At 44.7% G+C, this 16,093-nt stretch carries 10 protein-coding genes; 4 read left to right on the forward strand and 6 right to left on the reverse strand.

Translation table 11 applies throughout. The annotated features are described in order from the left end of the window. Positions 1 to 912 precede the first annotated feature (912 nt). Positions 913 to 5,559, forward strand: coding sequence for a hypothetical protein (locus DXX93_RS04555; RefSeq protein WP_116007029.1), 4,647 nt, complete (start codon positions 913 to 915; stop codon positions 5,557 to 5,559). A 284-nt stretch (positions 5,560 to 5,843) separates the two neighbouring features. Here the strand turns inward: DXX93_RS04555 and DXX93_RS04560 are convergent, their stop codons facing one another. Continuing rightward, a complete protein-coding gene (locus DXX93_RS04560) occupies positions 5,844 to 6,833 on the reverse strand; it encodes a zinc-dependent alcohol dehydrogenase family protein (protein ID WP_116009834.1) in 990 nt (329 codons plus the stop codon). A 212-nt stretch (positions 6,834 to 7,045) separates the two neighbouring features. Between DXX93_RS04560 and DXX93_RS04565 the strand changes: the two genes are divergently transcribed. Then, entirely contained in the window at positions 7,046 to 7,939 is an 894-nt protein-coding gene (locus DXX93_RS04565; RefSeq protein ID WP_116007030.1) for a LysR family transcriptional regulator, read from the forward strand. A gap of 66 nt (positions 7,940 to 8,005) precedes the next feature. Here DXX93_RS04565 and DXX93_RS04570 read toward each other — a convergent pair whose 3' ends face one another. Beyond that, on the reverse strand, positions 8,006 to 8,998 hold the full coding sequence (locus DXX93_RS04570) for a septation protein IspZ (RefSeq protein WP_116007031.1): 993 nt from the start codon (positions 8,996 to 8,998) through the stop codon (positions 8,006 to 8,008). Positions 8,999 to 9,374: 376 nt separating this feature from the next. On the opposite strand from DXX93_RS04570, the gene DXX93_RS04575 reads away from it, so the two are divergent. Together DXX93_RS04575 and DXX93_RS04580 are read left to right on the forward strand one after the other, a co-directional pair. After that, positions 9,375 to 9,884, forward strand: a complete 510-nt coding sequence (locus DXX93_RS04575; RefSeq protein ID WP_116007032.1) for an acyloxyacyl hydrolase — start codon at positions 9,375 to 9,377, stop codon at positions 9,882 to 9,884. A gap of 381 nt (positions 9,885 to 10,265) precedes the next feature. Next, positions 10,266 to 10,808: a nuclear transport factor 2 family protein gene (locus DXX93_RS04580; protein WP_116007033.1), complete on the forward strand. Its 543-nt coding sequence runs from the start codon at positions 10,266 to 10,268 to the stop codon at positions 10,806 to 10,808. A gap of 159 nt (positions 10,809 to 10,967) precedes the next feature. Here DXX93_RS04580 and DXX93_RS04585 read toward each other — a convergent pair whose 3' ends face one another. The 4 genes from DXX93_RS04585 to DXX93_RS04600 form a co-directional block, all read right to left on the reverse strand. Further along, positions 10,968 to 11,258 (reverse strand): DUF3325 domain-containing protein, encoded by a 291-nt coding sequence (locus DXX93_RS04585; RefSeq protein WP_116007034.1) that lies wholly within the window; start codon positions 11,256 to 11,258, stop codon positions 10,968 to 10,970. Positions 11,259 to 11,261: 3 nt separating this feature from the next. Continuing rightward, entirely contained in the window at positions 11,262 to 12,866 is a 1,605-nt protein-coding gene (locus DXX93_RS04590; protein WP_116007035.1) for a PepSY-associated TM helix domain-containing protein, read from the reverse strand. A 1-nt stretch (position 12,867) separates the two neighbouring features. Continuing rightward, positions 12,868 to 13,257, reverse strand: coding sequence for a hypothetical protein (locus tag DXX93_RS04595; RefSeq protein ID WP_116007036.1), 390 nt, complete (start codon positions 13,255 to 13,257; stop codon positions 12,868 to 12,870). 84 nt (positions 13,258 to 13,341) lie between these two features. Further along, positions 13,342 to 15,753 (reverse strand): TonB-dependent receptor, encoded by a 2,412-nt coding sequence (locus DXX93_RS04600; RefSeq protein ID WP_116009835.1) that lies wholly within the window; start codon positions 15,751 to 15,753, stop codon positions 13,342 to 13,344. Positions 15,754 to 16,093: the final 340 nt, after the last annotated feature.

A 16,093-nucleotide genomic window follows, 5' to 3' on the forward strand; every position in this document is an offset into this window, starting at 1 on the left:
GTCTTTGTCTCTTGCTGAGGCCTTTGTTTCTTACTGAGACAATGACACAGCTCAATTATGTGGGCGCATAGTAAGCCCGGGCGAAGTATTGATTTCTCCCTGTGGATCAACCGTAGCAACACTATTGCCACACAAAAGCACCGCTATCAAACCATGCTCTGAGTCACGCGTGAAGGCAAAATGATAGCCGTATTGTATTAAGCTATTCACAGAAAACTTTTGCGACATCGTCATATTACTCAATCGCTCGCTTTCGCTCGCGCGAGATTGTCGCCTATCGTCTCCGCTTAGTTTTTTTAACCTTGACTCCATTCGGTCGCTCCAAAATTGCAGTCGTACTTTCAGTATAGTATTTGACCTAGGTTAGGTCGATAACCTCAATTGCAGGCTAGTTTGGCGAGTGCATTGCTAGTGCGCGAGTAGCTGGCAAAGTTCATTAAAAGGCAACGGCCGACAGAGCAAAGAGCCTTGAATAAAGTCGTACTGTTGAGCAAGTAAAAGCTGCTGCTGTCAGGCGCTTCGATAGATAAATTTAACCTGTGCAAAATCAATCACTAGTACGTGAGTCTGTGGGACTAACCAAGTTTGGAATTGAGCATGGGCATTGCACCGCCTAAACTTATTGGCAAGTGCAACAAAATCACAATGTCACTAGTTGTAAAAGAGTTACCCAGTTTCTAAAGCAGCAGTACTGGACGGAGTCGTTTCGTTGTTTGAAGTTGTTGGGGAGCGTCTGCCAAGCGTAAGCGAGTAGCGCATAAGCAAGCTTAGCTTAATATAGGCAGCCCATTCAGAGTTTTTCCTATCCATTGTCAAACCAGCCATGGCGCTGGGTAACCGTGTTTTTCTGTCGGTATTTCTGTCAGCCGTATTGTTAGTAGCTTTAATGCTGAGAAACTAAAAGGACGAGTTATGGATATGTTAAGTGTGAATGGTCAATTATCGCCAATAAGCAGCAATAGTAATGAACTCGCAAACAGTTACCAAGGGCACTTTGTCAAAATTGCCTTTAGCCGAGAAATCTCCGGGCAAGCAGTGTTTAGCAAAGACAGGGCCGAGGTTAACGCCAACGGCGAATTCAGGTTTTTTGTTCCACCTGCGAGCTTAGTCGTTGATCAAGCGGTGACTATCGAAGTGTACGCACCAAGTGGCGAATTACTGGCCAAACTTTATGTCAGTCATGGTAGCCTCAATGCCGCCGATATCAAGCTCACTGCCGCCGATAACAGCCAAGCATTTGAAATTAAAGTTGACCCTAAACTGATTAGTGTTGGTGATATTAGCCCAGTTGCCGAGCAAGTGATAAAAGTGAAAGGGCGGGTGGTTGATGTCTCTGGGAATGGCAAAAATGTCGGATTACAGGTGCTTATTTTTACCACGCAAGGCAGCGAAAGCGCATTTAGCATCGGCAGCTTTCAAGCGGTAGCATCGGCGAAAACAGATAAAAGCGGTTATTTTTACTGCTCGTTAGCCAACCAAGTGGTGAGCAGTGCCTACGGCGTTATTGCTGGTATGGAAAGCGAGCCCATTGCCATTCCACTTGAAGACAGTCGCGTGCCAAGCAGTGTGATTTTGGTGGCTGATCTTGCTACTTTTGACGAAGACAAAGGCTGCGGTTGTGATACTGAGGTGGAAAGCCAGCCGGATAACGCGGATTTAGTCAATTCTAGCGCTTTTTCTCAAGATGTCGGCGGCAAGTGCATCGACTTTACCGTGCCTAACCGCACCTTGGAAGAGTTTAGTTTTTACCAAACAGTACGCACGACAGAGCCGGAAATTCGCGGCTTAACCATAACAGCCAGTGAAACTGATAAAGTACGAGATCAGCTAGCGTTACATTCAGAGCACGCCTTTGATTTAGTGGCTAAGCTCAACGCTTCATTTAGCTCGATGTCATTGCTCGCATTTTCGGTGCAGGAAGACCAGGAAGACAATGGTACGGCGAAACCGGCCGAGCCGATTGAAGATGGCAATGCCATTAAAAGTCGTGCCGAAGGCGATAGCAAGGGGCATGGCATTTCAGCAAAAATGGCGCAGCGCGTTAGCAAAATCCCGATAAACACACGCCGCAACTACGTGTTGAACTTAGATATCGGGCAGCGCACGCCACTCGTACTGAACAGCCTAGATATTACCGCGCCAGATATGCGTTTTGATTACCAAGATATCATTCAGCTGATCATTGCCCAAAACAAGCGTAAGCAAAAACTAAAAGAGCTGGAAATGAAGCTGGCAGCTGCCTATTGCGGTAAAAATGGTGTGCAAGAAGAGCAATCGTTTTGTCAAAAGCTAGCCGTGCATACTAGCATCGAAGGCGAAAAGCTCAATGCCTTATTAGCCCAAGTGACTAAAGACGTTCAGCGCGTTCGCCTTGACGCCGATACCGCAAGGCACCTGCGCAAAGTGATGATCGATATTGAAGCGCTTGCCAATGGCACCACAGTCGACAGTAAGCAAATCAAGCAGATTGGCGCGCAGCTCGACAAAGTAGTTACCTTAGTGGAAAAGCAAGTGCCAGATGGTGATGGTAAAGAAATTTTGCTGGCCAACCTACGCAGAATGGCGCTTGAACTGGCGAATAACCTTAACAACCAAAGCTTACCTTTTGAACCCTGCCCACTCAAACCCGTGCGTGAAACGATGGGGATTATCTGCTTGATGCAAAAGTATCAAGACATACGTAATCTCCTCGCCAATACTCGCATTTTGTCGCTACCAGAAATTGTAGAGATCAAAGCATATTACCAAGTCTTTATCGACAGCATAAACGGCTTTGTCCGCCTACTTGATGAGTATTACCACTTCTATAACTCTGGCGTTAGCTTTGGTATGGAGCTGATCGACAAATACTTTTATGACAACTACGACGAAATAAAGTCAACCTTGACGCATTTAGTGCGCGAGATCCAATCGAGCCACCGCTATGTGCTGGCGCTAGAGCGCGCCTATATTCGCAATCATCCGGGGCGCCAGGAATTAAGTGTAGAAACCAGTATTGATTGGGATGAAACCCCCACTATTTATGAAAATACCACCATAGCCCACGGCCATATTCTGCATTTTAAACAGCAGTGGAAAGCCGACGGTTATTCGCTTGGCGATCTACTTTACAGCTTGCCACTGGCGCCTTGTCAGGAAAAGCGCATTTCGATTTTGGACTGGGACAGAAGCGAGCAGGCGAGCCGTGAAGAATCAACACTCGCCACGGAAAGCTTAACCGCCAATATTGAGCGTGACCGCGATATCACCGAAATTATGAGCGCGAACCTTAACGAAAATATGCAGGCATCATCCTCTAACCGCACTAAGTCTAGCTCTGGTGGCATTGGCGGCGGTATCGGCGGATTTTTCAAAGGGATTGTTTTTGGTGTCGCTGGTGGGGTTGCTCACTCAGGGGCAAATTCCAGCTCAAGTGCCTCACAGTCATCGTCGCGCAACTTAGCCTCCAGCGCGCTCAATCGCTTGCAAGATAGCACCTCACAATCGGCATCCAGCCTCAGAAGTCAGCGTAATACGGTCGTCCAAACTGTCGGGCAACAAGAAGATGTGCGCGCGCAAACCGAAGTAGTGAAAAACAATAATCACTGCCACGCCATGACGGTTGAATATTTTGAAGTGCTCAAGCATTACGCAGTTGAGCAAAACTTGGTGGATGTACAGGAGTGTTTGTTTGTACCTATGCCGATGAGCCATTTTGATCATCAAAAAGTCCTGCGCTGGCGGCATACCTTGCAGCGCTTTATGTATGGTCGCAAGTTGCTAAAAGGTTTTGATGCGATTGACCGTATTGAAACTAACTATGTTAATGTTGACTTACCTGCGGGCAGTCATGCCGACGAAGTGATTCAGGCGTTTTCCGGCTACATGACACTATCTTTTGAACTGGCACGGCCTTTTACACCGGCCATCGACACTGCGCTGAAAATGGAAGAATACGATCTAACCATAGATTTTCCTTGGTTTAACAAGAAAATGATCATTAGCCTAGAGCGCCCAGTACCACTGACAGATCAAGAGAAAGACGCTATTTTTGAAGAGCAATACGCCCCGGATATCGTCCGTCAGTTTGTTGATACTTTATCGCTTTATGCGGTGAGTGACTTAGGTACCTTACAGTTGCTAAATATTGACTTAACCTTGCTGTCCACCTATCGCAAAGGCGTACCGCTGCGCATTGGTTTTGCTAGTGCTGGCACAGGTACAGTAACGCGACGACAAATTCAGCACCTTGTCGTGGCGGCCAGTACGTCGGTTAAATCAACATCGAAAATTATTCTGCGCTCAATGCATTTGGGGTATCAAACCAAATATCTGCGCGATTACATTACTCGCAATCACCGTATCAATAACGATATTCTCTACAATCAAGGGCCGCTGGGGCCGTTTGTTCCCCCGTACATCGCGGAATTGCTCAATATGGGACCAACTTCTGATGCCGCGCAAATTTATACCCCGTTAAGCAATCGCGAATTGTCGAATCCGCGCAAGGAAGATCAAGACGCCGCGAGCGCCTTAATTCAGTATTTAAATGAACATATGGAGCTAGCGCACAAGGTCATTTGGAGCAATATTGACGCGAGCCGTTTATTTGGTTTGCTCGACGGTTACCTTGCCCCCAATAGCAGTGGTCGCAGTGTTGCCAGTGTTGTGGAAAACAAAGTGATGGGGATTGTGGGTAATAACTTAGTGCTGAAAGTGATCCCCGGCGAGCGGCTTGATCCGGTTTTTCGCGGTGTCCAAGACTTGCTGGCTTATTATCAGCCAACTACGCCGCTTGACCCGTATCGCATTAGCGTACCAACCAAAGGCGTTTACGCTGAATCAGTGATGGGGCAATGCAATAGCTGTGAAACTATCGATGAAAGCCGCCACTGGCGCTTCGACGAAGTGCCTTGCTGCGGCGATGCGCCAGAGATTGGCGCGCTCGACACGGGCAGTCGCCGCGCTGAGCCGGGTAATTTGCAAGCGAAAGACCTGCCGGAAAATCTGATTAATATTCAAACCGCCGCTGAGGCACCTGCGCCAACAAGTTTATCTGAAGCCTATAAATTACTGGGACAAGGGGATGTCTTTAGTGATATTACCGGGCTTGAAGGTACGCAGAAAAATGCGCTGGGCGCGCTTAATACCACAGCAAAACAGGCAACCGATATGGCCTCAATTTCTAAAGACTTTGCTAGTTTGTCTGTTATGGCTAATCAAAAACGCGATGGTGCTAAGCAAATAGATCAGATCAAAAAACTGCACAAAGAGGGCTATTTAAACGATGCCGATGCCACAGAGCAAATTAAAGAAGTGCTGAAATCCTTTAATGCGGCGGCGAAAAACGTTACGCAAAGTAAAGAAGAAGGTAAAGAATCAGCAGCTGATAAAATTGCCAATAAGGTCGTGGAATCTGGCTTAAACGCTGATGCTAAAGATGTTGTTTACAGTAAAACCAAAGCGGATGGCGAAACCGAATCCATTAAAGTGACTAAAGGTGAAAAAGAGCAAAGCAGTGACAATGACTCCGGCGACACGGGAAATAATGGCGACAGTAGCGGAGACACCGACAACTAGCAATGAGCGAGAGGAACAGGTGGTTTGCTAAACTGCGAGCAAGCATTACCCGTTATCTCAGCCCTTAAATTGACGATAAATGGCAATACTTGTTGACCTAGTCGAGTTAAACAGCTTGGCGAGAAAAATTGCGCTTCGCTGTTTAATTCTTGCTGTTGCTGTCGTGGTTGTTGATGTATTGATTGGTTGAGTTGTTATATTAACTTGCCGCTTGAGCTGTTGTTTCAATCGTCGCCAAGACAGCCACAAAGGGTACTGCCAAGGCTGGCAGTGTTACGTGCCAATTAAACCGAAATTACCACTTTACCAATGGCTTGACCACTAGCTAAGCGATCGTGTGCCTTGCCAACTTCTTCAAGAAAAAATTCTGTTTCATCGACGATAGGCTTTAGCTTACCTGCATCAGCAATTTCAGCTAATTTTGCCAAAATTTCACCGTGCTGCTCACGCTTGTGATTGTGTAGCATTGGAATTAGCATAAATACCACGTGCAGCGATAAACCTTTGAAGTGAGCTGCTGTCAGATCTAATTCAACGAGTGATACTGTTGTTGCTACATTGGCATTAAGCGCGGCTGCTTCAAATGAGTTCAATAAGTTTGGCCCACCTACCGAATCAAAAATCGCGTCAAAGCCAGCGCCATCTGTGTACTTGCTTATATAATCGGTGACACTTTCCGTTTTGAAGTTGATTGCGGTTGCTCCAAGTTTTTCAATCACTGCAGATTGCGTATCGTCACCACCGGTTGCATACACATCACTGCCAAAGTAATTGGCCAGCTGTACCGCGATATTGCCAACACCGCCAGCACCACCGTGGATGAGTACTTTTTGACCTTCGCCAAAACCCGCACGCGTTAACCCTTCATAAGCGGTAATCCCTACTAGTGGAATGGCAGCGGCTTCGCGCATGGAAAGTGATTTTGGCTTGTGAGCGATAAGTTTCGCATCGGCTAACATGTACTCGGCCAATGCGCCCGGTAAATCAGCTAAACCGCCAGCACAGCCATATACTTCGTCGCCAATGGCAAAGCCAGTTACCCCTTCGCCAACAGATTCGACTACACCTGCAAAGTCCATCCCCAATACCCCAGGTAGTGCTGGTGATAAAGGTGCTAAGTCTTCACCCATTTGCCGAATCATGGTGTCAACGGTATTAACGCTGGTTGCTTTAACCTTTATCACAACATGGTCAGCGGTAGCTTGAGGTTTTGCGAGTTCCGTTGCAGTAAATACATCGCTATCGCCAAACTCGTTAATTACCATGGCCTTCATTTGGGTTGTCTTTGGGGTTGTCTTTGATGCTGTCATTTTGTCTTACCTCTGTTGAGCTTTTAAATGAGCCTGTGCATAGGCTTGGTTAAATTACGGAGGAAAGTATATTTGCATAATTAAATCTTGATAATAGACTCTAATATGTAATCTATTTTAAGATTTATTTAATAATTGGTTGTTAATAACGAGCAACAAATCATGAGCAATAAATAATGAATAACGATCACCTCAGACTTTTTGTCCGTGTTGCCGCGACACAGAATATTAGTAAAGCAGGCAGCGAACTGAACTTATCGCCGCCCGTGGCGAGTATGCATATCAACAAGCTCGAAGAGTCACTGGGTGTGAAACTTATTCATCGTACAACGCGCAAGGTGTCGTTGACTGAGGAGGGGCGTGAGTTTCTTCCTCATGCTGAAGAAGTGCTTAACGCGGTTGATAGCGCCAAGGCATCGGTTGGTGCAGGCAGCTTTACCCCACAAGGGACAATTCGCGTTACCGCCCCTTCATCATTTGGCCGAATGCACATAGTGCCTGCGTTAAAAGAGTTTGTGAAAGCACACCCTGAACTCAAAGTTGACCTCAGGCAAAGTGATAGCATTGTTGATATGGTTGAAGGCGGCTTTGATATTGCCATTCGCAACGCCGCGTTAAACGACTCGACTTTAGTTGCTCGAAAACTGGCTGCTGACAGGCGTATTATTTGCGCCTCACCTGACTATATTGCCAAGTATGGTGAACCAAGCTCGCCCGCCGATCTAGCTAATCATGAGTGTATTAACTTAATTGGCATCGATCATTGGGACTTTCAAACTCCCAATGGTATTGAAAAAATCAAAGTCAAAGGGGCAATTCGCATTGATAATGGCGAGTCAATTCGCGATGCTTGTATTGATGGTGCAGGATTGACTATTACCTCGATTTGGTGCGCCTACAAAGCACTGGCAAAAGGTCAGCTTGTGCAAGTGTTAAAAGACTATCCACTAACAACAGATACGGCAATTTGGGCCGTTTACCCAAGCTCGCGTTTACTCGCGCCGAAAGTACGTGCCTTTATCGATTACTTTATTGAGTACTACGGTGAGGTGCCCTACTGGGAGAAATAGCTGAAAAGTCCAATGGCTTGCTAAGGAGCTTATCTCTCTTTACTGAGCTTAGCTCCTTTTTTCGAGTTATATCGAATTTGCTGTTTGATGTTTCATTCCTGCTCGCCAAACTAAAGTAAAAAACAGCACAAAGTACAGCGGCATTTCAAAAAATGTGTCGTAGTTCAGCCAAAAATCTTCACTCATATAGTTGGCGACTAGGTAATTTACTCCCGCCATAATAAGACCTATAACGGCAAGACCAATCACAAAAAATTGGTGCTCAACTGGGGAGTTAAGGTAGCGCTCAAAGCGCGCGCCAAAGTAGCTCCCTTTTCTGAATAAGCCATCAGTTAACAGTACTGACGCACTTATTATCCCCATAAAGGTACCCTTGAGTTGCACCAGATACTCACTTTGAAATAGCAGCGAAAAAATACCTGAAATCATCAGCATAACCGTGCCAAACACAGCAAAACCACCGAGCAGGTCTACTTTAACAAACCGTTGAATTACGACTAGTGCCAGCCCTAATGTTACGCCAGTCAGCGCAGCGAGCGTTAGGTCTCCTGTGATTTTGGCAACGACAAAAAACGCTAAACCAAGACCGATATCGGCAAATATTGAGTGTTTGTTTTGTTGCCATTTTTGGCGTTGTGTTTCCATTTTTGCGTGTGCGTGCGGTGAAGCATAAGGGTTATTGAGTTTGGCAACTTTCTTTTCCCCGTAGTAGATGTCTTTGCCGGGATGACTGGCGTAGATCAGTCCGTTACCGTTTTTGTTATCAGCGCTAACTTCAATACCGACATTCCAAAGGCTGAAATAACCCACAGATACTGTAATAGCCTTTTCTAAACGGCTGTGGGTTGAGCCACTGCTTGCGCTGACATCTTGATTAGTCGGTAGCTTAACTTTGTGTGTGATCACAGGTAAGCCTTCAACAAAAGTGCCAGTGACTTGGTCAATTAAGGTGTTATTGCAAAACACTTGTGAAGTGTAGGTACTCAGTGTGAAGCTAAATTTGACTTCATAATTGTCGTTTTCGTATTGAAAAGGGCGCTTGTATGTCCATAAACGCATTGGGTGAACTCCTTGATACGATTTCTGGTAATGCTACTGCTTTAGATTTTTTGCTGACGACAAGGTTGCGTTTTAAGTGACGCTTCTGTCGTCAGATGGTGTGTTTAGCCTAAGTTTCCGCTTAGGCACAGGTATTCAACCATAACACTCGCGACAACATGAGAACAGCGCGATGCAGTAGCTGGTTTATCTATTCATGTTTATCCGTTTTGGCGCAAAAATATTATTAACAGAAAGTTTACATTCAGTAACGGTATTTTGATGAACAACTTATTATCCTTGCCAGCATTGTTAATTTCTCGCTGTTTTAATCAACGCACAGTAGTACTCAGCAATAAAACCTAATTTAGTAGTCTAGTAGGAGTAAGGTAAATACATGAAAAATAGTAAACGTTTAGCGCTTCCTTCAACATTACTTGCAATGAGTGTTATCAGCTCAGTAATGAGCCCACTGAGCATTGCTGACACTTTTACTGGCCAAACAGCCAGTATCGGTGTATCAAACTGGGGAATTTTTGACTCTAGCACAACCGAAGCTTTTTTTGTTCAGTATGACTACCATACGCTTGCAACGTTATATGACGTCAAACCAACATTGATGTTTATGTCGGATGTTGATGGCAACCAGTATTATGCGCTTGGTGCTAATCGTTATTGGCAAGTGACCCCCAATATTACCGCTGGCTTTGGCTTTTCTGCTGGGTATTTAAAACATACTGAGGAGTTAGGTGACAATATTGAATTCTACAGCCGTTTTATTGCTCGTTATCACTTTAATGCCGAGCAAGCAGTTAAATTTGAATTTGGTCATATTTCTAATGCGGGCTTTGGTGATATCAATCCTGGCTCCGAAAATGTGGCGTTAAGTTATGAGTGGAGCTTTTAGGCCTAATACTTTTGCCATCCTTATTTCCATCTAAGGTAGATAAGCAATTATCTGCCTTTTTATTCACCAGTCACTTCTTGTGACGGTTCAAGTCAGTTAGTCCCTAGACCCGCTAATATTAAAGCAAGTTATTACCCCAATTTCACCAGCATCTATAGCGCTGATTTCATAATAAATGTAATTTAATCAATTGTTTGTTGTAAGAGGACTCCTGTATACCAAACCATAAAACATATTAATTTTCCTCAGTGGATACCATATGGATAGGCACCAAAAGGTAACTAAGGCATGTTTCGGTGCGTTCTTGTTTGTTAAGTGTATTTTGTTTATGTTGGTATACATAAGTAACTATTAAGCTGAAATATTCAAGAGGAAAAACTTATGTACAAAATAATGACAACACTAATATTACTGCTATTAAGTCTTTTGGCTATCGCGCAAGCCCAAGATGAGTTAGCGATAGATTTACAAGCATTACAAAAGCCTAACTGGACGGCCAAAGAGCTAGAGAACGCCAAAGTTATTACGGATTTTGTGCAAAACCTAATGAACAACCACAACTTCGATTATGTGTTACAGCGCTATAACGATAGTGCTTACACGCAGCACAACCGTAACTTGCCGGATAAAGTCACCGGTCTGGTAAGTTTTTTACAAGAATTTGTTGAAGACTACCCTGACTATAACTATGACGTAAAACACATTTATGTAGACGGTGATTATGTGATATTTCACTCGCATGCGACGCTGAAAAAAGAACATCGCGGTAATGATCAAAAGGGCATGAATATTATTGATACATGGCGATTAGAGAATGGCAGAATTGTCGAGCACTGGGACTCAATTCAAGCGTTGGATGGCTTTATGCGATTTTACTCGCTAATCAGTGGCGGCAATATTCGCAATGAAAACGGTGTATTCTAGCTCCCCAGTTTAGTTACCTAGTTTACTGGCATAAAACACATTGTTTAACGTTTACCAAATAATACTGTGGTCGATACCTCAGTATTATTTGGCGCGTACTCAGAGCAATATTGGCTGCATAATGCAGTCTGTTTTTACTTATGTTAATAATTACTTCGGCTATCGCTTGCTTCGCTTTCGATTAGTTTTTCGTTCAGCTATGGCACTTAGCAGCCAAGCCTGTAAAAAAATCATGAGTGCAAGCTGGCAAATCCAAACCACATAGCTAATGCCTTTTGGCTCGACCAGACCTATCGAAACTGTTATTGACAGCCAGCCTGTGACTTTAAATAATTTTTCTTTGTTGTCACTTAAACGCCCACCAAAGCAAGCTTTGTAATGCTTTTGCATCGCTAAAGATAAGCAAACCATCGCGAAGAGCAGGGCGATAACACTTAAAATACTGGTCATGCTTTATCTCCTTACCTTTTTTAGTGATTGGTGTGATGGAAATGAAGGGTTGGCTAACTTGCCAAAAGTTAGCGAGTTTTTCAGTGCCGTAAAAAAGTAGCCGCAGGTCAGTAGCAGCCAAAAGTTAACCGTGGCTTTGGCTAAGTCAAAGGCTGAGGCGTTTTCCTCACTCAATGAAAACACATTGATTAGATTCGAAGAACCCAACTCAATCGCCAGTAAGGTTGAGAAGGTAATGAAATTCAGCATCAGTAACCATTTTTTACCTTGTTTGATGCTATGCAGCCAAGACAATAAAACCGCAACTAGCCAAGTGATAAAAAAAGCGTTGGTATCAATACTTGCCAAACTGTCTAGCGAGTTAAAAGTCCCCTTGAAGCTAGCAGCAAGTATTAATTTAGTGCATAAAAAATACATACCAACAGCAAGCGATAAACCATAAAACATACCATTATTCGTTTTTTCCACGAATAGATAACTCGCCTTTGCTTGATTAGCTTGCTTGGCTTGGCGCTTTTGCAGCCAAATCACCATACCGGTGGCAATGAGCACAGTCGCCATCATTCCTAAAATAAATAGTGTCGCTCTAAGTGCTGGCGACGCAAAGTGTGCTTCGTGCAAGCCGTAAAAAATGCGCCTGACCATACGCGGTGTTCGCTCTGCTTCAATCTCTGGCAGTAACTCACCACTGCGCGTTAAAGCGATAGTTTCGGCTTTGTTCGATAACAGCTCATGCTTGGCTTTTGTAAAAATAAGCTGGGCGTTGTTATCCATTGGGTTATTGATGGTTAAACCAGCTAGCATGTGCTGCGTTTGCCAGTGCTGACCCAGTAATTCATTAAGTTGTGATTGATAAGCCTGAATTTCAATTGGCTTATCGGCAATTTGTTTGGCTGGCTTTAGCGGCTTGTGGCTAGTAGAAACCTGCTTGTCGAGCGCGCGATAGCTATCGAAGTAATGGCCAATGGCAAACGGTTGATACATGCTGATATAAATCAGCATCACGCTAGCGCAAATGACAAAGCAAAATGGGATGGTTACGACGCCCAAAACAGCGTGTAAGTCGATAGTGAATTTTTTCGGCTCACTGCGGCGAATGGTGAAGAAGTCTTTAAAAAAACGGCGGTGCGTATAAATCCCCGTAAACAGTGCAATCAGCATAGCCATTGCCGCAGCACCTGTTAGGTAGCGACCGCCCCATTGCCTGAGTGATAGTGTGTAGTGAAAGGTGCGAAAGAAATTACCGCCCTGTATTTCTAGGCGCTCGGTAAACTTCAGGGTAATAGGGTCGATATAGCGAGAAACGCGCTTGCTTCTTTCGCCATTAGGTTCGCGATACGAAACGCGATAGCTACTGCCTCGCTCGTCGGGCAGGCTGATCTGCCAACGTGTAGTGTTGGGTGCCTCATGGTGAAGTTTGCTCAAGGCATTGTCGAGTAACACTTGCTGGGAATGTGGCGAGTGTTTGCCATTGCTCAGCCAGTGCGTAATTTCGTGATTGTAGTAACTGAGTGTACCGGTTAGGAAAATAGCAAACAGCAGCCAGCCACCGAGCAGGCCAACATAAGTGTGTAGCCAAATCATTGATTTGCGAAAGGTCGTTTTCATCTTATTTACCTGCTTTGGCGTGAGTTAGCTGCACTATTTTCTTGGTTGGTGTATGCACCGATTCGGCTTTTTTGCCAGTGTTCGATGAGCCAGTGGTCGATGAATTAGCTGACTCGCTAACAAAAGCAAAATGAATCGCTAAACATAGTGCACCGCTAACCAGTAAACCCAGATACAAACGCCTGATGGAACTTACGGAAAAAGCGCAAATAAACACGGCGAAAAACACCACATATGACCACATGGTCGCAGCATACACGGCATCGGCGAGCAAGCTGTTGAGTAATTTGATGAACAAGGGCACCATCGCCAAGCTGCTGGCAACAGCCATTGCGTATGCGCCAAGTGTGGCGGCGATTAGGCGAAGTGTAAGAGTGAGAGTATTTGACATAGTAAAACTGAAAAGAGCCAGTGGCAGGCACTGGCTCTTTTGCTTGTAGAAACGAATACAAGAAACGTTTGCTAAAAACGAGTGTTAGAAGTTGTAGTCGAAGGTGACTTTCGCGTTGCGACCTTCACCTGGCAGACCGCCTAAGAACATGGCTTTCGAGTAGTAAGTTTTGTCGAAAATGTTATTTAGGTTAACTTTTACTTGCCAGTTTTTGTGTTCGTAACCGAATGCGGCATCCCAAACACTATAGCTACTTAGCGCCGATACTGGTAAACCAAAGCCAGTTGAATTAACACTGCGCTCATCTTCATACGTTAAGCCAAGGCTGGCGTTTAACTCGCCCGGTAAACCGAATAATTGATCACGGTAATTCGCCCATACGCTGGCAAGCTTTTCAGGAATACCTTTCACTGGGCCAGATACTGGCGTGCTCGTACCACGGTTGCTGTTGCGAATTAACTCAGCATCTTGATATGTTGCGTTAGCATTCATTGAGAAGGTTTCGCTAATCGCCAAGTTTAAGTCGAACTCAACACCACGTGTTTTGTCTTCGTCGTTGTAGAAGTACTGTGGCACGTCAATGTTAAATTCTGCATCGTTCGGATTGTCGTTAAACAACGGGTTGTTGTAACGCAAATTAGTACGACGTGTATCGAACCAAACAACAGAGCCGATTAACTCTTCGTTAAGCGCAGTAAAGCGAACACCTAAGTCAATTGACTCAGATTCAGAGTCTGGGCGGTTATCGGTTTCAGAGCTCGAAATGCTGCCTAAAATGCTGTACGCCGTACGACCTTTTGACGCGTTAGCAAACACTGCGATATCAGGCGTGATACGATAGTTCAAACCCAAGTTATAGGTGAAGCCTTTGTCGTCTGTATCCGCTTCTTCGGTTGCCAGTGGTGAGCGATCCGTACCTTTGTGTTGGTATGTTTGCTCAAGTTTTGTGTAAGCACCGCCAAAGCGACCCGTTAGGCTGCCAGTAAAGTAAATAACTTCCTGGATGCTAATGCCTGCGGCTTTTACGTTTTTGTCGTAGTTTGAACGCAACGTTGGCGCGTAGTCATCGAATGAACCTGTTGGCCAATTAGGGTTTCTGATATCTAGAATGTAAGGCACAGCGTTTTCAGCTGATGCGCCATCGGCATCGTAAATTGACCATGATTTCACGCTCATGTCGCGATCTTCATAGTTGGCACTGACTAAGTGCTCACCGTCCATGCCTTGCCATTGCCATTTAATTTGTAAATCAGCAAAGTACTGTAATGATTGCTCGTCTGAATATTGGCGACGGTATTCTTGGCGACGCGCAGCATATGGGTATAACACGTCATCAATCACTAGCGGCGCGCGAGGATTAGCATTGATTTCACCTCTGCGGTTCCAGTAAACATAGTTAAACGCACCCGTTTGACGAACAAACTGCGACTCGTAATCACGGTATTGCAACTGTTGCGTTAAGCTTGTCTCGTCGTTGATTTGCCACTCTGACTTTAACTTAATGCGCAGCTCTTCACCTTTGTTTGGTGACGATAATGGCGAAATTAACGCACCGTTGCCTAAATCGAATGGCTGGAAGCCGTCAGTTGCCACAATTGAATCTGCCAATTGTTGGCGCTGGGCGTCAGTTAACTGAATACCAAGCACACCATCGCCATCTGCATCGCTGTCGTTGACTAATGCAGTCCAATCGTTTGGACTACCCTTGATGCTGTCGTGGTTTAAAATTCTGACCGGGTGACCAATTGAATCAATCTGTACGCTGTCATCAATGTACGCGGCTGATAACGTTAGTGCGTGATTGTCGATGTTGTCTAATAAGAAAGTTGAATACAGTTCAGTACGCTCGTCACTTAAACCTCGGTAGCCATCACTTTTTTCGTAGTTACCGACTAAACGATAAGCTAAGTGCTCAGTGACTGGCCCTGTTGCATCAAACATCACTTGTTGGCTGTCCCAGCTAGCAGCACTGGCGCGAAGGTGGTATGCCGCTTCACGCTGTGGTTTTTTCTCAACTAAGTTGATAATACCGCCAGCTGCGCCAATACCGTAAAGGCCAGTTGCAGGGCCTTTTAATACTTCGATGCTTTCTACGTTTGTCATTGAGCGAGTAGGGTTGTAGCTATTGCCTAAACCGCCGCCTGCGTACATGCCGTCGTAAGTGTAGCTAACGCCTAAACCGCGAATCACTAAGTTATCACCGATACCATAGTTGTTGCCGGCTTGGTTTAAGCCGCTGATATTATTTAGTATTTCTTGTAGGTCGGTTGCACCTTGTTGATCGATAAGCTCCTTGCTTACCACCACAATTGCCGCTGGAATTTCGATTAAGTCCATATCTGACTTTGTCGCGGTACCTGAGTTGAGGATAAGCTCATTGTGCTGACCATATACGCTAATGCGTTCGATATTGTTGTCGGCTGGCGCTTCGGCATTGGCGTTTGTGCCAAGTGCCATCGTCGCGATAACTAATGGCGATAACTTAAAACGGTTCATGTGTATTCCCATGTCTTCAATAGAGAGTTCAATTGAATTTCTAATAAAGAGTTCAATCGTGTTTTTAATATTTGTAATGTTTTTCACATCTACTAATGTGTCGCGAGCACTGACATAAGGCGGCTTGAGCAAACAGTTGAGGGAGACTTTGCGCTAGTAGATTCCTCTTACTTACCAGTAATAAGTTGGTTTTAATTTAATAAAACACTATTGCTTGTAAAAATGTAGATGCAAATGATTTGTATCTACCTGCATAAGTCATGTGTAATCATTTAACCATATGGTTAATTAATCAAAAATTAGAAGTTGAATAGCTTCTGTTGAGCTTATTCACTTGGCT

Origin of the sequence: Thalassotalea euphylliae, from assembly GCF_003390335.1 — a bacterium.
Lineage (GTDB): Bacteria > Pseudomonadota > Gammaproteobacteria > Enterobacterales > Alteromonadaceae > Thalassotalea_F > Thalassotalea_F euphylliae_B.